This is a genomic window from Streptomyces vinaceus, from assembly GCF_008704935.1.
In the GTDB taxonomy this organism is placed as follows: Bacteria; Actinomycetota; Actinomycetes; order Streptomycetales; family Streptomycetaceae; genus Streptomyces; species Streptomyces vinaceus.
Map to the genome: position 1 here is coordinate 5,334,147 of NZ_CP023692.1, position 17,955 is coordinate 5,352,101.

Here is a 17,955-nt window from a genome sequence, read left to right on the forward strand (position 1 = left end):
AGTGTCCGGACGGGGCTCTTTGCCGTCCCCGGGGCTGGATAGGCTGAACCCCTTCCCATTCGAGTGGGCCCCGAAATCGGGTGGCCGATCAACAGCAGGAGCGGACCATGAACGTTGCGACCCCGGCAGGCGGCGACAGCGTGGCGGCCCGCGGCTGGCCGGGCGTCCTCGATGCCCTGCTGTCCGGCCAGGACCTGCGCGCCGACGAGACCGCCTGGGCCATGGACCGGATCATGCGCGGAGAGGCCACCGACGCCCAGATCGCGGGCTTCGTGGTGGCGCTGCGGGCCAAGGGGGAGACGGTCTCGGAGATCAACGGCCTCGTTCGGTCCATGTACGACCACGCCAACCTGATCGAGGTCCCGGGCCGGACGGTGGACATCGTCGGCACGGGCGGCGACGGGGCCAAGACGGTGAACATCTCGACGATGTCCTCGATCGTCGTGGCCGGCACGGGCGCCAAGGTGGTCAAGCACGGCAACCGGGCCGCCTCCTCCGCGAGCGGGTCCTCGGACGTGCTGGAGAAGCTCGGCGTCAACCTGGACCTCACCCCGGCGCGGGTGGTCGAGGTCGCGGAGGAGGCCGGGATCACCTTCTGCTTCGCGGTGAAGTTCCACCCGGCGCTGCGGCACGTGGCGGCGGCCCGCAAGGAGCTGGGCATCCGGACCACGTTCAACTTCCTCGGCCCGCTGACCAATCCGGCGCGCGTACGGGCGCAGGCCACGGGCGTCGCGGACGCGCGGGTCGCGCCGATCGTGGCGGGCGTGCTGGCGGAGCGCGGTTCCTCGGCGCTGGTGTTCCGCGGTGACGACGGCCTGGACGAGCTGACGACGACGGCGACCTCCCGGGTGTGGTGGGTCCGCGACGGCCGGGTGGACGAGCAGCCGTTCGACCCGCGCGACGTCGGCATCCCGCTGGTCGACGTCACGGCGCTGCGGGGCGCGGACGCCTCGTACAACGCGGACGTCGCCCGTCGGCTGCTGGCCGGCGAGAGCGGCCCGGTGCGCGACGCGGTCCTGCTGAACTCGGCGGCGGCCCTGGTGGCGCTGGACCCGGGCGCGGGCTCCCTGGAGGACGAGATCCGCGCCGCGATCGCCCGGGCGGCCGAGTCCATCGACTCGGGCGCGGCCAAGGCGGCGCTGGACCGCTGGGTGGCGGCCAGCAACGCGTAGCGGTCCGTCGCCAACGCGTAGCCGCTGATCGTTTCCGGCCCGGCCCCGGTTCCCGCGTATCACCATGCGGACCGGGGTCTTGCGCGCGGGGGATCTTGTGGCAGGATGCTGACCAGGTCACGAGTGACAGCGTTTTGGCCCCGGCTTGCTGTCCGGCAACCCTCCTTCCGTGGCGGGGTGCCCCGGGTGATGACCAGGTCGTAGGCAGAAAGGCCTGCGGCAAGCGCGGATCCCTCGACACCAGGGGTCCTGGTCTCTCGAGGAGCTTTTCCGTGAGCAAGCGAATGCGATAGGGCGTCTCCGCCCCTTCTTCACCCTCCGTGCGGCCCCGAATCGTCCGCGCGTCGAGGCAATTCCCGTACCGCCGGCACGTGTGCCACCGCGCAGTCGCGCACGCACGTCCGGGCACCCGCGTACGGGCCTTCCGAAGCCATTCAGCCTGTCCTGCCGGGGAGATACCGCCATGTCCACGTACCCGAACGCCGCCGTCGCCTCCGCCTGCGCCCCCGTCTCCGTCGCCCCCGCCTGTGCCGAGCCGCTGCCGGTCCTCGGCCGGGAGGTCACCGTCCCGCTCGTGACGGGCGGCGAGGTCACGTACGCCGCCCTCGACTACGCGGCCAGTGCTCCGGCGCTCCAGCGGGTCTGGGACGACGTCGCCGCGTACGCCCCGTACTACGGAAGCGTCCACCGCGGCGCCGGCTACCTCTCCCAGCTGTCCACGGACCTCTTCGAGCAGAGCCGGACGACGGTCGCCGAGTTCCTCGACTGCCGTCCGTCCGATCAGGTGGTCTTCACCCGGTCCACCACCGACTCGCTGAACCTGCTCGCCGCCGTGCTGCCCGCCGACTGCCAGGTGTTCGTGTTCGAGACCGAGCACCACGCCTCGCTGCTGCCGTGGGGGGACGCGCAGGTCACGTACCTCAACGCCCCCCGCACCCCGGACGAGGCCGTCGCCACCTTGGAGCGGGCCCTCGCCGACCGGGAGCCCCACTGCCCGGCCCTGGTCTGCGTCACCGGCGCGTCCAACGTCACCGGCGAGCTGTGGCCGGTGAAGGAGCTCGCCGCCGCGGCGCACACCCACGGCGCGCGGATCGTCCTGGACGCCGCCCAGCTGGCCCCGCACCACCCCGTCTCCGTGCAGGAGCTGGACGTGGACTGGGTGGCCTTCTCCGGGCACAAGCTGTACGCGCCGTTCGGCTCGGGCGTGCTGGCCGGCCGGGCGGACTGGCTGCAGGAGGCGGAGCCGTACCTGGCCGGCGGCGGCGCCTCGCGCAAGGTCGCCCGCCGCGCGGACGGCGGCGTCGACGTTGAGTGGCACACCACGGCGGCCCGCCACGAGGCCGGCTCCCCGAACGTGATCGGCGTCTACTCGATCGCCTCGGCCTGCAGGGCCCTGACCGAGGCGGGCTTCGAGGACCTCGTCGCCCGCGAGCGGCACCTCATCGCGAAGGTCCGCGAGGGTCTCGCCGAGGTCCCGGCGGTCCGGATCCTCTCCCTCTTCGGCGACGAGGCCCCGCGGGTCGGCGTGATCTCCTTCGTGGTGGACGGCTGGAACAGCTCGCACTTCGCGGCGGCGCTGTCGGCCGAGTACGGGATCGGCGTCCGCGACGGCCTGTTCTGCGCCCACCCGCTGGTCCGCACCCTGCTGGGCAGCGAGCCGCAGGCCCAGGGCGAGTGCGGAGCCCCCGAGGCGGCACCGGGCGAGCGCTCCCTGAACGCGATCCGCGTCAGCTTCGGCGCCGGCACCCCGGACGAGCACGTCGACCGCTTCGTCGGCGCCGTGAAGGAGCTGGTGGCCGAGGGGGCCAAGTGGCAGTACCGCACCGAGGAAGGCCGCTGCGTCCCGGCCGTGTGAGACGCTGCGGATCATGACGTACTGGGACCCGATGCCGACGCTGCGCGCCTGTGCGGAGGGTGAGCCGCTCCCGGGCCTGGCGCAGTGGGTGCCCGCATACAACGCGACGTGGGGTGCCCGGCCCCACGCGTGGTCCGAGCGCAACTGGCGCAACGTGCCCGGACCGTTCTACGGGGCGGCGACCGACACGTGCTGGGCGGGGCGCGGGGTCGCACCGGATCACGTCCTGTACGACGACGAGTACGGCCAGGAGTTCGTCTACCGCCGGCCGCGCACGCCCGAGGAGACCCACCGGGTCATGGCCGCCGCCTGGCAGGACCCGATGGCCGGCTTCGAGTGCGACGGCGATGCCCACTGGACCCCGGAGCTGGTCCGGGACTGGTGGCGCGACCGGGGGAGGCCCTGCCCGGGCTGTGAGGGAGGGTCCGCTACGCGTCGAGGCCGATCGCGAAGGCGGCTTCGAGGTCGTGCTGGGAGTACGTGCGGAAGGCCACGTGGGTGTCGGTCGCCTCGACGCCCGGGATCTTGCTGATGCGGCCGGGGATGATGTCCGCCAGGTTCTCGTGGCGGGCCACGCGGACCAGGGCGATCAGGTCGTACGTCCCGGTGACGGAGTAGACCTCGCTGACGTTCTCCAGCGCGGCGATCGACTCGGCGATCTCGGGGATGCGGTCCACGCTGGTCTTGATGAGCACGATCGCGGTGATCACGGCTGGCTGTCTCCCTCGGTGGCCGTCGCTGGTCGCCTCACTCTAGTCGTACGCCGATAGCGCACCCACGCGTAGACGAAGCCCAGCGAGAAGCCCACCAGGTGGGCGAGGTAGGCCACCCCCGGGCCGCTGCCCGCGCGGTGCGCGGCCACCCACTGGAGGGCGAACCAGAACAGCAGGACCAGCCACGCCGGGAAGCGCAGCGGCAGGAAGAGCAGGAACGGGAACAGGCTGGTCACCCGCGCCCGCGGGAACAGGCACAGGAAGGCGCCCAGCACCGCCGAGATCGCGCCCGAGGCACCCACCAGCGTCTGCGCCGAGGAGGCGTTGGCCGCCGCGTACGCCGCCAGCGCCAGGTAGCCCGTGCAGACGTAGAACGACAGGAACTCCGGCCGCCCCATCCGCTCCTGCGTCATCACGCCGAAGACGTACAGGAACAGCATGTTGCCGAGCAGGTGGAGCCAGCTGCCGTGCACGAACAGGGCGGTGAGCGGGGTCAGCAGGGCCCGCGCCGAGCCGGTGAAGAGCTCGTCGGGGACCACGCCCCAGCGCCGGAAGTACGCGGTCCCCGTCTCCAGTAACCGCTCGCCCGTCCCGTACGAGGGATTCAGCCCCGAGGCCGGGCCGAGCAGGAACACCACGCAGCAGCCGGCGATCAGCGCATGGACGACCACCGGGCCCCGGGCGGCCTCCCGGAGGGCCTGCCACCTTACGATCATGCGATCGAGCATGACCCAAGCGGACCCGCCCCGAGCACCGGCAGGCCGTAGGGTTACGTGCTGCGGTCCGCCGATTGACGCGGACGGCGGCTTTAATTGAATGAGCTACGAAGGAGAGAGCGGCCTGATGACGGTTCCCCTGCCGACCGACACCACCCGGTGGCGCTGCACGCTGTGCGGCAACCTCACGCGTTTCGACGTCACCCGTTCGTCGAAGGTCGTGGAGTACGTCCACCTGGATCTCGCCGGGGAGCCCAAGGTCGAGGAACGCGAGGTGGTCAATGAGACCATCGAGTCGGTCCGCTGCCGGTGGTGCAACGCGGTGGACCAGATCGAGCTCGTGGACAGGCCGGGTGCGGACTCCTGACGGAGCCCCGCCCACAGGTGAATGACGGTAGGGGTGACGGATTGTGGAGCCAGCAAGCGGCGCTGAGCCGGCCGACGCGGCCGGCGACGCCGCCGAGGTGCTCGACCGCCCGCTGCCGGAAGGCGTGCGGCGCCGGGTCGTCGCGCTCGTCTCGGACGCCTTCGGCGCACTGACGGTCGCGGACCTCCCGGCGCAGCTGCGCCAGTACGCCCGGTTCACCCCGACCCGGCGCGCCAAGTTCGCGGGCAACGCCATGGCCGCGGCGGTGGAGACGGACGCCGTGTTCCGGGGCCGCGTCGCCGAGAAGCTGCGCGAGGCGCAGGCCGAGCTGGCCGGTGCGCTGGAGTCGGGCGCCCCGCCCGCCGCGGCGGACCCGCTGGACGTGGCGGCCGCCGCGTACGTACTGCGCCCGGTCGGCTGGGTGAAGCTGGTGGCCGCCGCGGGCGAGGAGGCGCAGCGCGCCGACGCCGAGCGGGTCGACGAGGAGACCCGGCGCGAACTGGACCGCCTGCGCGAGGAACTGGCCCACGCGCGGGACGCGCAGCGCCTGGGCGGTGAGCAGGTGCGGGCCGAGCTGGACGCGGCGCGCAAGGAAGCGGAATCGCTTCAGCGCAAGCTGCGCAGCGCGCAGAGCGACGTGAAGCGCGGCGAGGCGGCCCTGCGCAAGGTCACCGCCGAGATCGACGGGATCCGGGGCGACGCGGCCGCGCAGGTCGCCGCCGCCGAGAGCGAGACCCGGCGCCTCAAGTCCCGCCTCGCGGAGGTGGAAACGGCGCTGGAGACCTCCCGCCGCGCCACCCGCGAGGGACGCAGCGTGGAGGACATGCGGCTGCGCCTGCTGCTGGACACCGTGCTGGACGCGGCCCAGGGGCTGCGCCGCGAGCTGGCGCTGCCGCCGGTCTCCACGCGTCCGGCCGACACCGTGGACGCGGTGGAGCCGGGCCGGATGACCCCGAAGGACATCGCGGCGCGCGCCCTGTCGGAGACCGATCCGGCGCTGCTGGACCAGCTCTTGGCGCTGCCCCAGGCCCATCTGGTGGTCGACGGGTACAACGTGACCAAGACCGGCTATCCGACGATGCCGCTGGAGAAGCAGCGGCTGCGGCTGCTGGGCGGGCTGTCGATGCTGGCCGCGCAGACGGGCGCGGAGATGACGTGCGTCTTCGACGGCGCGGAACTGGCGGCCCCGGTGCTGCTCGCTCCGCCGCGCGGCGTGCGGGTGCTCTTCTCCAAGCCCGGCGTGACGGCGGACGAGCTGATCCGCCAGCTGGTGCGGGCGGAACCGCCCGGCCGGCCGGTGGTCGTGGTCTCCACGGACCGCGAGGTGGCCGATGGGGTGGCGAAGGCCGGCGCCCGGCCGGTGACGTCCGCTTTGTTGCTGAAGCGGCTTTCGCGCGTTTCGTAACTCCTCGGTGGAATGCCCGATTTAGCGGGGCGGGCAGGGAACGTACCGTCAAGTCCCCTGCACAGAGCGTGGGCTGTAGGTAAAGAACCTGGTCGGCAGCCAAGTTTTTTGCCGACAGGATTTGAACTGATCACAGCGAGGTCACTAGGGTCGGCTCAAACCTTCGTGCGGTAGGTCACCCATTCGGGGTGCCGGCGAAGGTGTCGCCGAGTCGCGTTCCTTCGGCGGCTCTAGGAAGAAGGAGCTCGCCTTCGTGGCGTCCCACCGTCGACCCAAGCAGCCGACCCGCACTCGTGTGACCGTGCTGACCGCCACGGCCGCCGCGGCCGTCGCCCTCTCCGCACACGGCGCCTCCGCCGCTCCGGCCCAGCCGAGCAAGGACGAGGTCAAGGCCAAGGTCGACGCCCTCTACGAAGAGGCGGAGCAGGCCACCGAGAAGTTCAACGGCGCCAAGCAGCGCCAGGAGACGCTCGAAAAGGAGATAGGCCAGCTCCAGGACCAGGTCGCCCGCGGCCAGGACGAGCTCAACCAGCTGCGCACCACGCTGGGTTCGATGGCCAGCGCCCAGTACCGCACCGGCGGCATGGACCAGTCCGTCGCCCTCTTCCTCTCCGGCGACCCCGAGACCTACCTCGACAAGGCCTCTACCCTGGAGCAGTTGAGCGGCAAGCAGGTCGAGGCGGTCCAGAAGATCCAGGCCAAGCAGCGCTCGCTCGCGCAGCAGCGCCAGGAGGCCTCCGGCAAGCTGGCCGACCTCGACGCCACCCGCAAGGAGCTCGGCGAGAAGAAGAAGGCCTCGCAGGACAAGCTCGCCGAGGCCCAGGCCCTCCTCAACACCCTCACCGCGCAGGAGCGCGCGTCCATCAAGGACGACGACGCCCGCGCCAGCCGCAGCGAGAGCGACCGCGCCGACCTCGGCAACGTCAAGGCCTCGGGCCGCGCCGGCGCCGCCCTGGCGGCCGCCAAGACCAAGCTGGGCAGCGCCTACGTCTCCAGCGCCACCGGCCCGAACGCATTCGACTGCTCGGGGCTGACCCAGTGGGCCTACAAGCAGGCCGGCGTCAGCATCTCGCGCACCACCTTCACCCAGGTCAACGACGGCACGCGCATCGGCATGAGCCAGCTGCAGCCCGGCGACCTGGTGTTCTTCTACTCGGACCTGCACCACGTCGGCCTCTACGCGGGCAACGGCCAGGTCCTGCACGCCTCCAACCCGCGCGGCGGCGTCAAGTACGAGGCCATGGGCAACATGCCGTTCCAGTTCGGCGTCCGCGTCGGCTGACCCCTCCCGCGGGCCGCGAGCCCGCCGAGGGACGCGCCGCACACCGCCCATCCGGGCGAATTCCGCGGCCCCGTTGTGACCACACGCCCCGCCGGTGACCTGCGTCAGAGGCGGGGCGTCGTCGTGTCCGCTCCCCGGGGGTCGTTGGCCGGTGCGTGGTGGCGCGGTTACTGTCTGCCAGCGCGGAACCCGGCACACGGCCGTCCACGGAGGGCGGACCCGGTCCCGCGCAGCGGAAGGGAGCGGTTCCAGTGGCGTCCCATCGTCGGCCCGGGCTCGGCAGCCTCGACAGGAACACCAAGGTCACCGTCCTGACCGCCGCCGCGGCCACCGCCGTGGCAGCCCTGACGGGCGCGACGGCCAGCGCGGCCCCCACCCTGCCGCAGGAGCCCGCGGGCGGCGCCCGCGCCCAGGTCGACCGGCTCTTCGAGGAGGCCGAACAGGCCACCGAGCGTTACAACCAGGCGGGCGAGCGGGCCGCGCGGCTCCGGGGCGAGATCGACCGGGCCCAGGACGCGCTGGCCCGCGGCCAGGACCGCATCAACACCATGCGCGGCCTCCTCGGCACCTTCGCCGGAGCCCAGTACCGCTCCGGAGGCATCGACCCCGCCGTCGAGCTGATGCTCTCCGAGAACCCGGACGAGTACCTCGACAAGGCCGCCCAGCTGAACCGGCTGACGGACCGGCAGACCCGGCAGCTCGACGAACTGCGCAAGGAGCAGCGCCGGCTGGCCCAGCAGCGCCACGAGGCCTCCGAGAAGCTGGCCGAACTCGACGCCGTACGCGCCGACGTGGCCCGCCAGAAGCGTGCCGTCACGGCCAAGCTGGCCTCCGCCCGCCGGCTCCTGGCCGCCATGCCCAGCCAGGAGCGGGCCGACTTCGAGCGGGCCTCGCGCTCCGGCGAGCGCCCCGCGGGCCTGCCCGAGCCGAACTCGCTCGGCCCCTCCTCGGGCCGCGCCGCCACCGCCGTGATGGCCGCCCGCTCCGCCGTGGGGCGCCCGTACATCTGGGGCTCCACCGGGCCCTCCGGGTTCGACTGCTCCGGGCTGATGGTGTGGTCGTACCGGCAGGCGGGCGTCTCCCTGCCGCGCACCTCGCAGGCCCAGCGGTACGCGGGCCGCCAGGTCCCGCTCTCGCAGGCGCAGCCGGGCGACCTGGTCACCTACCGTTCCGACGCCAGCCATGTCGGCATGTACGTCGGCAACGGCCAGGTGGTGCACGCCCCGTACCCGGGGGCGCGGGTGCGCTACGACCCGGTCGGGATGATGCCGGTGTCCTCCGTGACCCGTCCCTGACCCGTCCCTGCCCCCGGCGCCCCGCGGGGCGTGCGTACGATCGTCGGATGTCCCCGGTCCGTCGGCCCCTCCTCGTACGCGTCCTGCCGCTCCTGCTGAGCGTGCTGCTCGCGGGGTGCGGGGCGCCCGCGGTGCGGGACCCCGCCGAGCGGGACGTCCGGGAGGCCGTCGCCGCCTGGTCGCGGACCCCGCCCGCGCGGCTCGCCGGGATCCCGCTGGAGGGGTGGGCGTACGAGGTCACCGCGGTCCGCCGGGACGGCGACCGGGCCACCGCCCGCGCGGAACTGCGCTACCGGCTCGCCGGCTACGACGCGGCCCCGGCCGGCTCGGCGCGCGAGGTGCGGCTGAGCCGGGACGGCGGGCCCGGCGGGGCGTGGCGGGTCACCGGGGACGCCGCGGCGCCGGGCGCGCAGCCGCAGCTGTGGGACCAGGGGCCGGTGGAGGTGGTCCGGGGCGCGCACGCGCTGGTGCTCGGGGTCGGCCGGCCCGCGCAGGAGCTGTCCGCCGTCGCGGCCGAGGCCGAGCGGGCGGTGCCCGCGGCGAGCGCCGCCTGGCCGGGGAAGTGGGCGGGCCGCGTGGTGGTGCTGGTGCCGGGCTCCCTGGAGCTGATGGCGCGGCTGCTGGGGCGGCCGGCCGCCGAGTACCGGGGCATGGGGGCCGTCACGACGGGCCGGGTGGGCGCGGCGGCGGCCCCCGCCGACCGGGTCGTCGTCAACCCGGAGGGCTGGGCCGAGCTCAGCGCCGCGGGGCGGGGCGTGGTCCTGACCCACGAGGTCACGCACGTGGCCACCCGGGCCGCGACCACCGCGAAGACCCCGCTGTGGCTGTCGGAGGGCTTCGCGGACTGGGCGGCGTACCGCGGCGGGGCCGCCACCGCGCAGGAGGCCGCTCCGGCGCTGGGCCGGGCGGTCCGCCGCGGCCGGCTGCCGGCCGCGCTCCCCGCCGACGGGGAGTTCGCCTTCGGGGGCGACCCGGAGGCGCTGGCCCGCGCGTACGAGGGCGCCTGGCTGGCCTGCCGGCTGATCGCGGCCAAATGGGGGGACGCCACCCTGGTCCGCCTCTACGAACGGGCGGGCCGCGAGCCCCTGGCGACCGCCCTGGCGGACACCGTCGGCGGCGATCTGCCCGGCCTGACCCTGGCCTGGCAGGCGAGCCTGCGCCAGGAACTGGGCACGGAGTAGGACGGCCCGCGGCCGGGGCGGGGCCCGGTGGGGGGTGTCCGGTACTGTCGGCAGGCGATGCACAAGACCCTGATCGTGACCAACGACTTCCCGCCGCGCCCGGGCGGCATCCAGGCCTTCCTGCACAACATGGCACTGCGTCTGGATCCCGACCGGATCGTCGTCTACGCCTCCACCTGGAAGCGCGGTGCGGAAGGCCGCGAGGCCACCGCCGCCTTCGACGCCGAACAGCCCTTCCAGGTGGTCCGCGACCGTACGACCATGCTGCTGCCGACCCCGCGGGTGACCCGGCGGGCCGTCGGACTGCTGCGCGAGCACGGCTGCGAGTCCGTGTGGTTCGGGGCGGCGGCCCCGCTGGGGCTGATGGGCCCGGCGCTGCGCCGCGCCGGGGCGAAGCGGATCGTGGCCACCACCCACGGGCACGAGGCGGGCTGGGCGCAGCTGCCGGCGGCGCGGCAGCTGCTGCGCCGGATCGGCGAGGGCACGGACACGCTGACGTACCTGGGCGAGTACACGCGATCGCGGATCGCCTCGGCGCTGACGGAGCAGGCGGCGGCGCGCATGGTGCAGCTCCCGCCGGGGGTGGACGAGAAGACCTTCCACCCCGGGTCGGGCGGGTCCGGGGTCCGGGCCCGGCTGGGGCTGACGGACCGGCCGGTGGTGGTCTGCGTCTCGCGGCTGGTCCCGCGCAAGGGCCAGGACACGCTGATCGAGGCGATGCCGCGGATCCTGGCCGCGGTGCCGGACGCCGTGCTGCTGGTGGTCGGCGGGGGCCCGTACGAGGAGGACCTGCGGGCGCTGGCCGCTTCCACCGGGGTCGCGGACTCGGTGGTCTTCACGGGCGCCGTCCCCTGGTCCGAACTGCCCGCGCACTACGGAGCCGGGGACGTCTTCGCGATGCCCTGCCGGACCCGGCGGGGCGGCCTGGACGTGGAGGGCCTCGGCATCGTCTACCTGGAGGCCTCGGCGACCGGCCTGCCGGTGGTCGCGGGCGACTCGGGAGGGGCCCCTGACGCGGTGCTGGAGGGCGAGACGGGCTGGGTGGTCCGCGGCGGCGTCCCCGAGGACGCGGCGGACCGCGTGATCGCCCTGCTGCGGGACCCGGAGCTGCGCCGCCGCGTGGGGGAGCGGGGCCGGGCCTGGGTCGAGGAGAAGTGGCGCTGGGACCTCCTGGCCGAGCGCCTGCGCGCCCTGCTCTGACCGGGGCGGCATCCGGAGCCGGGTCCCGGGTGGCGTCATGCGTGATGCCGTGACGCGCGATGCCGTGATCCTCCGCCACACCTGACTGTTCCTCAGATGTCTGTCAACACCGCCTCTGGGTGGACGGCCCGATTCCGCCCATGATGCGGCCATGACACCTCAGCTGACGCGCCGTCACTTCCTGGGTATCGGCGCCCTCCAGACCGCCGCGGCCCTCGGGTTCACCCGCATCGGACTCCAGTCGGCCTCCGCCGCCGAGCCCCCCGCCGCCCAGTACGCCCCCGCCATCGTCGTGGGCTCCGGCTACGGCTCGGCCGTCGCCGCCCTCCGGCTGGGACAGGCCGGCGTACGGACCGTCGTCCTCGAAATGGGCCGGCTCTGGAACACCCCCGGCCCGGACGGCAAGGTCTTCCCCTCCACCTCCGCGCCCGACCAGCGCTCCATGTGGTTCCGCACGCGCACGGAGGCCCCGCTCGCCCAGTTCCTCTGGCTCGACGTCGTCAACCGGGACATCAGCCCCTACCCCGGCGTCCTCGACCGCGTGAACCACGGCGACATGTCCGTCTACCTCGGCCGCGGCGTCGGCGGCGGATCCCTCGTCAACGGCGGCATGGCCCCCACGCCCCGGCGCTCCTACTTCGCCGAGGTGCTGCCCCAGGTCGACGCCGACGAGATGTACGGCACGTACTACCCCCGCGCCCGCGCCATGCTCGGTGTCAACGACATCGACCCGGCCTGGTTCGAGTCCACGGAGTGGTACCGCTTCGCCCGGATCTCCCGCAAGCACGCGCAGAACACCGGCCTGAAGACCACCTTCGTGCCCAACGTGTACGACTTCGGGTACATGCAGCGCGAGGCCGCCGGCACCGCCACCCGCTCCGCGCTGGCCGGCGAGGTCATCTACGGCAACAACTTCGGCAAGAAGAGCGTCGACAAGACCTACCTCGCGGCCGCGATCGGCACCGGCAACGTCACCATCGAGACCATGCAGCGCGTCGTCGGCGTGCGCCAGGACCCGGCCGGCGGCTACGTGGTGACGGTGCAGACCAGCGATCTGACGGGGAAGGTCACCCAGGTCAGGGAACTCGGCTGCACACAGCTCTTCCTCGGCGCCGGCAGCCTCGGCACCACCGAGATCCTGCTGCGCGCCCGCGAACGCGGCACGCTGCCCGGGCTCAACGAGAAGGTGGGGCAGGGCTGGGGGCACAACGGCAACGTCATGACCGCACGCGCCAACCACCTGTGGGACACGGTCGGCTGCAACCAGGCCACCATGCCCGCCCTGGGCATCGACGACTGGGACAACGCCGCCCACCCGGTGTTCGCCGAGATCGCCCCGCTGCCGATGGGCTTCGAGCACTGGATCTCGATGTACCTGGCCATCACCAAGAACCCCGAGCGCGGGCACTTCACGTACGACGCGGCAACCGACTCGGCGCGGCTCAACTGGCGCCGCGACCAGAACACCCCGTCCGTCCAGGCCGCCAAGAACCTCTTCGACCGGATCAACCGGGCCAATTTCACGATCTACCGGTACGACCTGTTCGGCGACAACAAGAACTTCGCCGACAACTTCACCTACCACCCGCTCGGCGGCTGCGTCCTCGGCCAGGCGACCGACGACTACGGCCGCGCCAAGGGCTACCAGGGGCTGTACGTGGTCGACAGCTCCCTGATCCCGGGCTCGCTCGGGGTGAACCCGTTCGTCACCATCACCGCCCTCGCCGAGCGGAACATGGCGCGGATCCTCGCCGAGGACCCGCGCTAGCGCGCGGAACCGCATCCGCTCACTGCAGGGTTGCCGCCATCAGGGTGACGTTCCCGCCCCCGTGGTTGCTTTCGAGCGTGATGGCGACTTCCAGGAGGGAGGGCTCAGGGGTCCGGAAGGTCATCTCGTACACCCGGAAGTAGTTCTCGTTCGGTGGTCCGGACGCGGTGTCGGCGGAGGCCGAGTAGGCGGGTGCTCCGCCGTTCCTGAGGGACGCGGAGAAACGGATCGAGCCCTGGCGGTAGGAGACGTACAGGCGGAACACCCGGGTCGTGTCCTTGGAGGGGACCAGGATGCGGAACCCTGCGCCGGGGCCGCCCTGGTAGACCACCGAACGGACGCCGGTCGCCGACTCGTGCGGGGCGGCGCCCCCGGTCCACGAGAACGACACGGGCTGCCGGCTCGCGTGCAGCCTGAACGGGGGCTCGGTGCCGAGCGCGGTGAAGTCCCCGATGACGAAGGCGTCCGCTCTGCGGGTGACGCACGTGATGTTCGTCTGGCGGCATTCCGACTCCGCGGGCCCGCCGGTGAACTCGGCCGTGACGCCGCGGTCCTTGGGGAGGTAGCCCCACTGCACCCAGTCGGTCCTCCCCTCCCGCGACAGGTCGACGTTCCCGGTGAAGCCGCTTGCGGAAGCCCGGAGCAGACTGCCGGCGGCGGGCGGGGACGCGGACTTCCCGCCGGCCTTCGAACCCCCGCCGGCGAAGGGGTCCAGCGCCAGGACGGTGACTGCCGCGAGGACCGTCACGGCCGCGGCCAGGCCGCGGGTCGGCCTGCGTGGACGCGGCCCGGTCGCGGCGGCGGTCCGCTCCGCTGCCGACGGCCCGGGCGGCGGCTCCCGGTACTGCCGGTTGCGGGCGAGGGCGAGCTCGGCAGGGAGGCCCGAAGAGCTCAGCTGCGGACTGGTCCTGTTGCGCTGCCGCATCCTGCCGTAGAGCTCGCGGTACAGGGTGTCCAGGTCCAGGTACCGGCGATCGTTCGCGATCCCCTCCCACAGGACGGACACGAGTTCGGCGGTGAAGTCGGTCAGCGGCTGCCCCTGGGGGGCCTTCGCCTGCTCGTTGCGCTTCGTGGCGGTCAGGAGGAAGACGCCCTCGGCCGGTGGCTCTTCGGGTGGTAACCGCTTCCTCCCCATTCTCCCGCCCGAAGCCGCGCCGCTGTAGCAGCAGTCCAGGATGACGAGGTTGCGTCGGGCCCTGGACCGCGGGTCCTGGAGGGCGTCGACGACGGATTTGTAGCGGACGGCCCGGTGCAGGAGGTCCGGGGAAGACCGGGGCATCGCCAGGTGTAGGCCCTTGCCGTGCTCCAGGTCGAGCAGACCGTGCCCCGCGTAGTACAGGACGAAGGTGTCCTCGGCCCGCTTCGTGAGGGAGTGGACGGCGTCGAGCACTTCCTCGGCGCCTGCGGGGCGGAGGATGACGCAGTGCTGCTCCGGCAGTCCCCACACCTCGGGGTCCATGAGCACGGCCCGCAGCTTTTCGAGGTTGTTCGCGACCGCGGGCAGGTCGTCCATGCCCTCCTCGCTGTACGCGGACACTCCGACCAGCAGGCACCGTGACGAGGCCGGATCGGGAAGCACGGCCATGGCCGTGGCGGCTACTCGCCGCCCGGCCCGGGGCCGGGACCGCCGGCAGGTCTCGTGTCCACGGTGTCCACCGCGTCCGGCGAGGCCGTCCCGTCCGTCCCGTCCGTCGCATCCGGGATGCCGAGGGCCCCGGCGATCTCGGCCACTTGCCGGGGCGAAGCCCGTTCGATGGCGACCGCGGTATCGCCCCTCGTGATCCGCACGGTCGCGGAGCGCCGGCGCATCTCCATCCACGCGGCGATCGCCGCCGCCAGGCTGCCGAGCGCGCTGACGTCCTGGATGACCACGCTGATCGCGTCCAGCCCGGACCCCATGGACCCGGCCTCGGGCCGTGCGTACACGGGAGCGGGCCGGCAGTGCCTTCGTACCGCCGAGTCGTAGGACAGCCACTTGAGCAGTGAAGCCGTGGACTTCTCGCCCTCACCAAGATCAGTGGTCGATACAACCAATATGGCGTCCAATGGGACTCCCGTGGTCGCGGAGCGGCAGATGGCCGAGCGGCTCAAGTATGGCGTGAACTCGGCCCCCTTGTCCGGGAGTTACCGCGTCCTTCAGCCCCGGTACAGGGCCTCGATCTCGTCCGCGAAGTCCTTCGCCACCACATTCCGCTTCAGCTTCAGCGAAGGCGTGATGTGACCCGACTCCTCCGTGAACTGGGAGGGCAGAATGCGGAATTTCCGCACCGATTCCGCCTTGGAAACCGCCGCGTTGCCGTCGTCCACGGCCTGCTGGACGGCGGCGATGAGGTCCGCGTCCTCGCGCAGCTCCGCCGCCGTGACCCCGGCCGGCTTGCCGTGCTCCGCCGCCCAGCGGCCCAGGAACTCCTCGTCGATGGTGACCAGCGCGGCCACGAACGGCCTCGCGTCGCCGACCACCATGCACTCCGCGACCAGCGCGTGCGCCCGGATCCGGTCCTCAATCACCGCGGGGGCCACGTTCTTGCCGCCCGCCGTGACGATGAGCTCCTTCTTGCGCCCGGTGATCGCGAGGTAGCCGTCCTCGTCGAGGGTGCCGACGTCGCCGGTGTGGAACCAGCCGTCGGTCAGCGCCTCGGCGGTCGCCGTCTCGTTCTTCCAGTACTCCTTGAAGATGTGCTCGCCGTGCAGCAGCACCTCGCCGTCGTCGGCGATGCGCACCACGGAGCCCGGCAGCGGCTGGCCGACCGTACCGATCTTCGTACGGTCCCATGGGTTGAAGGCGGTGGCCGCGCAGGACTCCGTCAGGCCGTAGCCCTCCAGGACCGTGAAGCCGATGCCGCGGAAGAAGTGCCCGAGCCGCTCGCCCAGCGGGGCGCCACCGGAGATCGCGTACTCGCCGCGCCCGCCGAGGACCGTGTGCAGCTTGCTGTAGACCAGCTTCGAGAACACCTTGTGCTTCAGCTTCAGGCCGAAGGACGGGCCGCCCGGGGTGTCCAGCGCACGGCTGTACGCGATCGCCGTCTCGGCCGCCGCGTCGAAGATCTTGCCTTTGCCGTCGGCCTGGGCCTTGGCGCGCGCCGAGTTGTAGACCTTCTCGAAGACGCGCGGCACGCCGAGGATCAGCGTGGGCCGGAAGGACTGGAGCTCGTCGGTGAGGTTCTTGATGTCCGGTACGCAGCCCAGGCGGATCGGCGCCAGTACGGCCGCCACCTCCACCAGGCGCCCGAAGACGTGCGCGGCGGGCAGGAAGAGCAGCACGGAGCACTCGCCGGTGCGGAACAGCGGGCTCAGGCGTTCCACCACGTTGCCGCACTCGGCGAAGAAGTTGCGGTGGGTCAGCACGCAGCCCTTGGGGCGGCCGGTGGTGCCCGAGGTGTAGACGATGGTGGCCGGGTCGTCGGCGTTGGCGAGCGAGCTGCGCCCGTCCACCTCGGCGTCGGTGACCTCGACGCCCGCGGCGTTCAGCGCCGCGAGCGCGCCCCGCTCGATCTCCCAGACCTCGCGCAGCTCCGGCAGCCGGTCGCGCAGGGAGGCCACGGCCGCGCTGTGCGCCGGGCTCTCGACGATCACGGCGACGGCGCCGGAGTCCCCGAGGATCCACTGGATCTGCTCGGGCGAGCTGGTCTCGTACACGGGGACGGTGACGCCGCCCGCGCTCCAGATCGCGAAGTCGAGCAGCACCCACTCGTAGCGGGTGCGGGAGATCAGCGCGACGCGGTCGCCCGGCCGGATCCCCGACGCGATCAGGCCCTTGGCGGCGGCGCGCACCTCGGCGAGGAACTCGGTCGCCGTCACGTCCTGCCAGCCGCCGTCGACCTTGCGGCCCATGACTGCGGTGTCGGGATGCTGAGCGGCGTTGCGGCGGATGAGATCCGTCAGGTTCCCGTCCGACGGGACCTCGTACAGGGCCGGAAGGCTGAACTCGCGCAAGACTGCTGCTCCTCTGGGCGCCATCGCCACCATGTGGACCGACCGGACGTTACCCACCGGTAGTGGGTTCCGGATAGAGGGAACCGGCCAGATGTTCCGTGCGTCACATGACGCGGCCGTGCCATGCCGACAGTAGTCGACCCCGTCGACGACTCGGAAGTAACCGCAGGTAGGCAGCCTGTGAAGGTTCCTCTACCCGCCGCACCCAAGCCCCCCTAGGGTGGGGCGCATGGGTGGCAGGAAGAGCAGTACGAGAGTCCACGTCGTCAGCGACGTCCACGGCAACGCCGAAGCGCTCGCCCGGGCCGGAGACGGCGCCGACGCGCTGATCTGCCTCGGTGACCTCGTGCTCTTCCTCGACTACGCCGACCACTCGCGCGGCATCTTCCCCGACCTGTTCGGCATCGAGAACGCCGACCGGATCGTCGAGCTGCGCACCGCCCGCCGGTTCGACGAGGCGCGCGACCTCGGCCGTCGGCTGTGGGCCGGACTGGACCGGGAACAGCTGATCGAGGGCGCCGTGCGCCGCCAGTACGCCGAGATGTTCGCCGCGTTCCCGCAGCCCACGTACGCCACCTACGGCAATGTCGACATCCCGGGTCTGTGGCCCGAGTACGCCGGCCCCGGCATCACCGTCCTCGACGGGCAGCGCGTGGAGATCGGCGGCCGCGTCTTCGGCTTCGTCGGCGGCGGACTGCCCTCCCCGATGCGCACCCCGTACGAGGTGGACGAGGAGGAGTACGCCGCCAAGGTCGAGGCGCTCGGCGAGGTGGACGTCCTGTGCTCCCACATCCCGCCGGAGGTCCCGGAGCTCTGCTACGACACGGTCGCGCGCCGCTTCGAGCGCGGCAGCGAGGCCCTGCTCGCGGCGATCCGGCGGACCCGGCCGCGGTACGCCCTGTTCGGGCACGTGCACCAGCCGCTGGCGCGGCGGATGCGGATCGGCGGCACGGAGTGCGTGAACGTCGGGCACTTCGCCGCCACGGGAAGGCCGTGGGCCCTGGAGTGGTGAGCCGGGCCCTGGAGTGGTGACCTCCGCACGCACGGTAGCCTGCACGCGGCGGCCGC

At 72.7% G+C, this 17,955-nt stretch carries 15 protein-coding genes and 1 riboswitch; of the genes, 10 read left to right on the forward strand and 5 right to left on the reverse strand.

The features are described 5' to 3' along the window. Positions 1-107: 107 nt before the first annotated feature. Together trpD and CP980_RS24050 are read left to right on the forward strand one after the other, a co-directional pair. The gene (trpD, locus tag CP980_RS24045; protein ID WP_123514859.1) at positions 108-1,172 is read left to right on the forward strand and encodes an anthranilate phosphoribosyltransferase; all 1,065 of its coding nucleotides are present in this window, start codon (positions 108-110) and stop codon (positions 1,170-1,172) included. A 115-nt stretch (positions 1,173-1,287) separates the two neighbouring features. Beyond that, positions 1,288-1,404, forward strand: a riboswitch (SAM riboswitch). A gap of 231 nt (positions 1,405-1,635) precedes the next feature. Further along, entirely contained in the window at positions 1,636-3,027 is a 1,392-nt protein-coding gene (locus CP980_RS24050; protein WP_150529058.1) for an aminotransferase class V-fold PLP-dependent enzyme, read from the forward strand. 428 nt (positions 3,028-3,455) lie between these two features. Here the strand turns inward: CP980_RS24050 and CP980_RS24055 are convergent, their stop codons facing one another. Beyond that, a complete protein-coding gene (locus CP980_RS24055; protein ID WP_030013053.1) occupies positions 3,456-3,737 on the reverse strand; it encodes an Lrp/AsnC family transcriptional regulator in 282 nt (93 codons plus the stop codon). Beyond that, on the reverse strand, positions 3,734-4,456 hold the full coding sequence (locus CP980_RS24060; RefSeq protein WP_150529059.1) for a rhomboid family intramembrane serine protease: 723 nt from the start codon (positions 4,454-4,456) through the stop codon (positions 3,734-3,736). Before CP980_RS24060 ends, CP980_RS24055 begins: the two co-directional genes overlap by 4 nt. Positions 4,457-4,583: 127 nt before the next feature. On the opposite strand from CP980_RS24060, the gene CP980_RS24065 reads away from it, so the two are divergent. The 7 genes from CP980_RS24065 to CP980_RS24095 all read left to right on the forward strand — a co-directional run bounded on the left by CP980_RS24065 (position 4,584) and on the right by CP980_RS24095 (position 12,954). Beyond that, on the forward strand, positions 4,584-4,823 hold the full coding sequence (locus CP980_RS24065) for a hypothetical protein (RefSeq protein WP_008738811.1): 240 nt from the start codon (positions 4,584-4,586) through the stop codon (positions 4,821-4,823). Between the two features lie 40 nt (positions 4,824-4,863). Continuing rightward, complete coding sequence (locus CP980_RS24070) at positions 4,864-6,228, forward strand: NYN domain-containing protein (RefSeq protein ID WP_189999117.1); 1,365 nt, start codon at positions 4,864-4,866, stop codon at positions 6,226-6,228. Between the two features lie 253 nt (positions 6,229-6,481). Further along, entirely contained in the window at positions 6,482-7,510 is a 1,029-nt protein-coding gene (locus CP980_RS24075; protein ID WP_132755848.1) for a C40 family peptidase, read from the forward strand. Positions 7,511-7,761: 251 nt separating this feature from the next. Beyond that, positions 7,762-8,805 carry a C40 family peptidase gene (locus CP980_RS24080; protein WP_150529060.1) on the forward strand — a complete coding sequence of 348 codons (1,044 nt, stop codon included), beginning with the start codon at positions 7,762-7,764 and terminating at the stop codon, positions 8,803-8,805. A gap of 47 nt (positions 8,806-8,852) precedes the next feature. Next, positions 8,853-9,986: a hypothetical protein gene (locus CP980_RS24085; protein WP_150529061.1), complete on the forward strand. Its 1,134-nt coding sequence runs from the start codon at positions 8,853-8,855 to the stop codon at positions 9,984-9,986. A 57-nt stretch (positions 9,987-10,043) separates the two neighbouring features. Next, the gene (locus CP980_RS24090) at positions 10,044-11,186 is read left to right on the forward strand and encodes a glycosyltransferase family 4 protein (RefSeq protein ID WP_132755854.1); all 1,143 of its coding nucleotides are present in this window, start codon (positions 10,044-10,046) and stop codon (positions 11,184-11,186) included. A 151-nt stretch (positions 11,187-11,337) separates the two neighbouring features. After that, on the forward strand, positions 11,338-12,954 hold the full coding sequence (locus CP980_RS24095) for a GMC oxidoreductase (protein ID WP_132755856.1): 1,617 nt from the start codon (positions 11,338-11,340) through the stop codon (positions 12,952-12,954). Between the two features lie 19 nt (positions 12,955-12,973). Here the strand turns inward: CP980_RS24095 and CP980_RS24100 are convergent, their stop codons facing one another. The 3 genes from CP980_RS24100 to CP980_RS24110 are packed head-to-tail and all read right to left on the reverse strand — an operon-like array spanning position 12,974 to position 16,887. Next, positions 12,974-14,539 (reverse strand): caspase family protein, encoded by a 1,566-nt coding sequence (locus CP980_RS24100; RefSeq protein WP_150529062.1) that lies wholly within the window; start codon positions 14,537-14,539, stop codon positions 12,974-12,976. Between the two features lie 11 nt (positions 14,540-14,550). Further along, on the reverse strand, positions 14,551-15,045 hold the full coding sequence (locus tag CP980_RS24105; RefSeq protein WP_341874198.1) for an effector-associated constant component EACC1: 495 nt from the start codon (positions 15,043-15,045) through the stop codon (positions 14,551-14,553). Between the two features lie 45 nt (positions 15,046-15,090). Beyond that, on the reverse strand, positions 15,091-16,887 hold the full coding sequence (locus CP980_RS24110; protein WP_150529063.1) for an AMP-dependent synthetase/ligase: 1,797 nt from the start codon (positions 16,885-16,887) through the stop codon (positions 15,091-15,093). Positions 16,888-17,116: 229 nt separating this feature from the next. Here CP980_RS24110 and CP980_RS24115 point away from each other — a divergent pair, with 229 nt between their 5' ends. Continuing rightward, complete coding sequence (locus CP980_RS24115) at positions 17,117-17,899, forward strand: metallophosphoesterase family protein (RefSeq protein WP_132755864.1); 783 nt, start codon at positions 17,117-17,119, stop codon at positions 17,897-17,899. The last annotated feature ends 56 nt before the right edge of the window (positions 17,900-17,955 follow it).